Raw genomic sequence first — 5,148 nt, 5'->3', positions numbered from 1 at the left:
AACGAACTCCTAGCTTTACGTAAAGAAATTCAACGTTTGAAAATGGAGAACGATATTTTAAAGCAAGCCGCGCTGATCATGGGACGAAAGTAAATGTGATTCGCAATAATGCACACAAGTACTCGGTATCAGCAATGTGCGCAGTCCTACAACTACCACGAAGCACCTATTACTACACGTCTGAGCCTGCCGCTAACGAGGAAGAACAGCAGCTAGAAGATGCGATTCTAGAGATCTTCTCAGCTAGTCGAAACAACTACCGCACACGAAAAATCAAGGTTGAATTAGGAAAGCGTATCTTGTTAGCCTCGCGTCGTAAGATCGGTCAGATCATGAGCAAACATGGCCTGGTATCTAATTGCACGGAAGCGCAGTACAAGCCTGTTAAGAACGATTCTAATGAGGCCGTCGTTGAGAATGTACTACAACGCGAATTTGATCAAAAAGAGCCATACGCTGTTGTCGTCAGCAATTTAACATACGTACGAGTAACCGGTACATGMCATTACGTATGCTTGTTTGTAGACCTCTTTAATCGTGAAATTATTGGATGCAGCAGCGGTCCGAACAAGTCAAAAGAGCTTGTTTACAAAGCCATAGCGAGCATCTCACAGAGATTAGATCGTATTAAAATGTTTCATACGGATCGAGGCAGAGAGTTTGATAATAAGCTCATTTCTGAAGCGTTGACAACGTTTGGCGTTACACGATCCCTTAGCCGAAAAGGCTGTCCCTACGATAATGCCGTTGCAGAAGCAACATTTAAAATCTTCAAGACGGAATTCGCTAACCAAGTGCATTTCCTTACGGATGAGCAGCTTGATGTCGAACTCCATGATTACGTCCATTGGTTTAATTACCATAGGATTCACGGAACAATAGATTATCTAACTCCTGTTGAAGCCAGGAGTATGCCCTTATAAAAGTTGTTCAGTTTTATGTTGACAATCCAAGTTGAACTGCGGTTGTCGTGATCAGAACAATAAATATACTAGCCACAATTCGACATTAATTTTGAGGGATCAGAGATGTATAGAGATAAAGTAACTAATTATATCGAACTAATGTATAGTTTTGTACTCATTAGAAATATGTAATTCGATTCATTTATTAGTAAATTATTGTAATATACATAATATATATGTACTATTTCTGTAGGAGGTTAATTAATGTAAAAACTACATTAAATAAATTTAGAAAAGCAATAAAAAACGAGGAGTGAGATTATGTCGATGAAGAAACTGATTGCTTTACTTTCTCTTATTACAATATTCTCTATTTCTACCATACTTATTGTAGGTGCATCAACTGAAAACTCTCAAGAATACGATTTTGTTATCAGTGGAAAAAATAAAGACATCCCCAATGAGTTTAAAGAAATTGGCAAGATTGAAACATATATTGAAAACTTTGGAATTAGCACTTATAAAGACAAAGATACAAAAAGCGAGATTGATTTAAAAATAAAGGAAACAAATGTCGATGAGGATGGAAATGTCCTATTTGTTACAGGTAAAGGATCTATAAATCTTTCAACTGGTAAATATGATTTTGATTTCGAGAATTCACAGCTTAAGAAAACAACCTTAGAAGATGGTCAAACATTAATCTATGGACCTATTGATGGTAAAATTAAGACAAAGGAAGGAGAAGAAAAATTCCTTACACTAAGTGTCCAATTTATGCCTGGAACAAACAATTTTCTTTGTAATGCCGTAGTTGGAACCTTGGAAGAAGGAGTATCAATTCTTTCATTTGGAAAAACCTTTAATGAAAAGGAAATTGATTCAATTATGATAGCTGAAATGGAGGCGAATAAACAATGAGATTTCTAAAAAAAACAATCTCCATTATTACAATTTCTTCCGTTATTATGGGCATAATGGCCTCTTCTGCATTTGCTGCAGAAACGAAGTATTATGATAAAGGGAGATCATATAGCAAATACCTTGAAGTTTATGATAAAGACGTTGAGACAGCTGTTGCAAGTGTTTCAGCGGTATATGATCCTGTTTCTCAAGTAGGTAGAGAAAGAGTAAGGCTGTGGGGACGAAGTGCAGTACTTGAAGCAGCATTGCCAGGTTTGTCTTTCGCAATAAGTAAAGCTAAAATTGTTTTTGTAGCAGTGGATTCGAGGGCTTCTAATAATCCATTAATGATAACAGGTTCAAGTCCAGTAAAAAAATTATCTTCTTATACACTACCTGTAGTCATTTATGATATATTAAATTGGAAAAACATTTATACAAATACAATTTCTTCACTTTTGAATATGTATACTAACAATATAACAACTACTGGTACAGATGTTACAGATCAAAGTGCATACGAAAAAACGATATTGTTTCATAGTGTCGGCGGACCTAAAGGCGAGTTACCATCATCAATAAAATATGGAGATGTTGATAGTGTAATTGGAAATACAACTAGTGGAATAAGTGCTGAATTTCAATATAATTTACTTAAAGAAACGAAAAATTTCTACGTCTCAGGCCAAGGGTATATCCAATACTGGTCTTATGCAACCATGGGCGGAGGATCTATTTATTTATGGTCAGGAACTGCTGGAATTACTCATACAGTTAATTAGTTGATACAAGTTACAATCTATAGATGTCTTGCATACGGCATTTTAGCGTATGTAAGACATTTTTACTTTAAACTAAGGGTGATACGATGAAAAAAACAATTACTATACTTTTTGTATTATCGCTATTTTTTAATATATTTTTGATATCTGGAATGATAAGAACCAATAATTCTGAAAAAAGTTATCAAATTGACTATGAAAAATCTTTTGGATTTATAGAATTTTCCAAGAAGAATTTGAGCCAATCATTAGATGATCCTAGTTCAAGAAAATTATTACTCTATAATTCATTCACTGACCTCTCTGAAGCACGTAGATTTCTAGAAATTTATAAACCATATTTTATTAAGAACAAAATTAATGTACAATCATTAGAATTACATCTTCAGGGTTTGTATGATAAAGTAAATAATCTTGTTATTAATAGTTCAATCTTAGAGAAAGAAATAAATGAAAATCAAATTATTGAAGTGTTAGAAGAGCTCGAACTAATAACTAATCTATTGCCTCAAAAATATACAACACTTAAGAAAGTGAAAGCGGCTTTTAATCTTTTATAATATAACGAGAAAACTTAAATACAAAAAGAGCCGCTGGAATATTTCCCGCGACTCGTCGACCGATGTTTTCCGATTTGACCTAATATTAGCATATTCGGCAGTAAATTGTAACTATTTGTCAAAAATGTTGAGGGAGTATATATAGAATGAATGGACCATTTTGTGCCTGGATGATTTTGAGTGGCTCTGCCTCGTACTAGCCAACTTAATCGTTCCATGGTCGAAACTGTATGAATGAGATGATCTTCTGAGCACCTTCGGGTGCTTTTTATTTTGCCTAAGATCTCAAACGTTTGGGATTTTAAAGTGAGGTGGTGATATGAAAGTTGTACAGCCCATACGTGATCAAGAAATCATATATGGGATTAAGGTGTACCTCAAACTGCGGAGTATCCGTGATTTTCTTTTGTTCTGTATTGGCATTTATAGCGGCTTACGCGTTTCAGATTTATTATCCTTACGTGCAATTTCGCGTTTAAAATGATTTTGAGTGTATCATAATAAGGCTGTTGTTGCACTCATTTTCGAAAAGTGAAATAAACCGTTGATAGCACTGGAAAAACTCATGTATTAGAGAGTGCAACACAATATTAATTATGATTCACTCATGAACCAGTTATTAGGAGAAAATAAGGATTTATGAGTTCATCATCATCATAGGTTTTAGTGCTCAATTTCCATTCTTGAGCGTTACCAATGAAGCTGGAGCGTTCTTTCCAACTCGAATATTTCTTTTAACGGAAAAATGATAGTTTATTGTCGATTTCTGTAAAATAGGTTATTGTGAAATGGGGGGATCGATAACAATGAACGAGAGAAGTAAAGTACAAAACCCACTCACAATAATTGCTATTTTTGCTGGAATTGCTGAGTTAGCTGGAACGGGAGTGTTAATAGGACTTCCTATTGAACTCCAAAAAACATTTATGTGGTTTGTTATGTTATTTCCAGTAATACTAGTTTTATCATTTTTTTTAGTTTTAATATTTAAAAATAACGTTTTATATGCACCAAGTGATTTCTCTAATGATCAACATTATGTGGACCTACAGAAAGATAAGATCTTTAGCGATTTAAACGATGCTAAAGAGATTATAGTTGAGGCGAAAGACATTAAAAAATCAGCAACATACACTAGTAGTTCGGATGATTCTAAGCTAATAGATGCTTTTGAGGAAAAGTTGAATGAGATTGAGAAAAAAATAGTAAGTGCTCAATACAATAATGTTGAATTATCATCACAGAAATTCAATAAACCATTACCATATGCTTATAGTAAACATAAGATTCTAGAAGCACTTGAAACAGCTGGTGAAAACGGGCTAAACTCAATAGCAATATGTATGATATGCGGTATAACTCTTGAAAAATTCAATAGAGCTGTTTCAATTTTGATTAATGATAACCAGGTAAAGGAGGTAGAAGATAAATTCTTTATATCATAAATAAAATTCAAGCACCTTTGGGTGCTTTCAGACTGTGGAGAAACCCCCGCTTTTTCTAAGCGCAGGGTTTCTCTTTTTGTTTCTGTATACGGTTTAAATAGTTTTTAGAGGGATTCCCACTAGATTGCCCGCCTTTCTAGGTGGAGGGCAATCTTTTTCATGTTCTGAACGGCTGCGGTCATGAGTGCTTGCTCTGTTGCGTTCCACAGCCCCCGTAAACGGCAATAGCGAAACCCATGGAGCTGTTTAGCATCCGCGAAGCTTCACTCAATTGTTTCTTTTCGTTTCTTGTACAGTTGCTTACCGGATTTACTCAATCGGTTCGCCCGCACTCGTTCCTTGCTGTCTTCCCAAATATGTCGCGTCACCACTTTTCGGTGGTTTCGTGAACGTGTACATTTTGCCAACATCGGACAATCTGCACACTGGTCTGGATCTGACGCATAGTGCCGGTATCCTTTCCGGTCTGTTGTTCGGTAGAGAAGCTCTTGCTTTTGCGGACAGAGATACGTATCTCGCTCCTTATCGTATGTGAATTCCCATTTGTGGTACA

The 5,148-nt window shown here is 35.4% G+C and carries 4 protein-coding genes and 2 pseudogenes; 5 read left to right on the top strand and 1 reads right to left on the bottom strand.

Features of this window, described 5'->3' with window-relative positions:
* From AB4Z45_RS32685 to AB4Z45_RS32665, 5 genes and pseudogenes are all read left to right on the top strand, one after another.
* Positions 1–923, top strand: a pseudogene (locus AB4Z45_RS32685) (IS3 family transposase); the annotation flags it as partial.
* A gap of 309 nt (positions 924–1,232) precedes the next feature.
* The gene (locus AB4Z45_RS32680) at positions 1,233–1,826 is read left to right on the top strand and encodes a hypothetical protein (protein WP_441913804.1); all 594 of its coding nucleotides are present in this window, start codon (positions 1,233–1,235) and stop codon (positions 1,824–1,826) included.
* Entirely contained in the window at positions 1,823–2,590 is a 768-nt protein-coding gene (locus AB4Z45_RS32675; protein ID WP_441913803.1) for a hypothetical protein, read from the top strand. Before AB4Z45_RS32680 ends, AB4Z45_RS32675 begins: the two co-directional genes overlap by 4 nt.
* Before the next feature lie 86 nt (positions 2,591–2,676).
* Entirely contained in the window at positions 2,677–3,150 is a 474-nt protein-coding gene (locus tag AB4Z45_RS32670; protein WP_441913802.1) for a hypothetical protein, read from the top strand.
* Between the two features lie 806 nt (positions 3,151–3,956).
* Positions 3,957–4,595, top strand: coding sequence for a hypothetical protein (locus AB4Z45_RS32665; protein WP_441913801.1), 639 nt, complete (start codon positions 3,957–3,959; stop codon positions 4,593–4,595).
* Positions 4,596–4,714: 119 nt separating this feature from the next.
* Here AB4Z45_RS32665 and AB4Z45_RS32660 read toward each other — a convergent pair.
* Positions 4,715–5,148, bottom strand: a pseudogene (locus AB4Z45_RS32660) (transposase); the annotation flags it as partial.

Origin of the sequence: Paenibacillus sp. MCAF9 (genome assembly GCF_052114265.1) — a bacterium.
Lineage (GTDB): Bacteria > Bacillota > Bacilli > Paenibacillales > Paenibacillaceae > Pristimantibacillus.
This window is presented reverse-complemented; position numbering and strand designations above follow the sequence as displayed.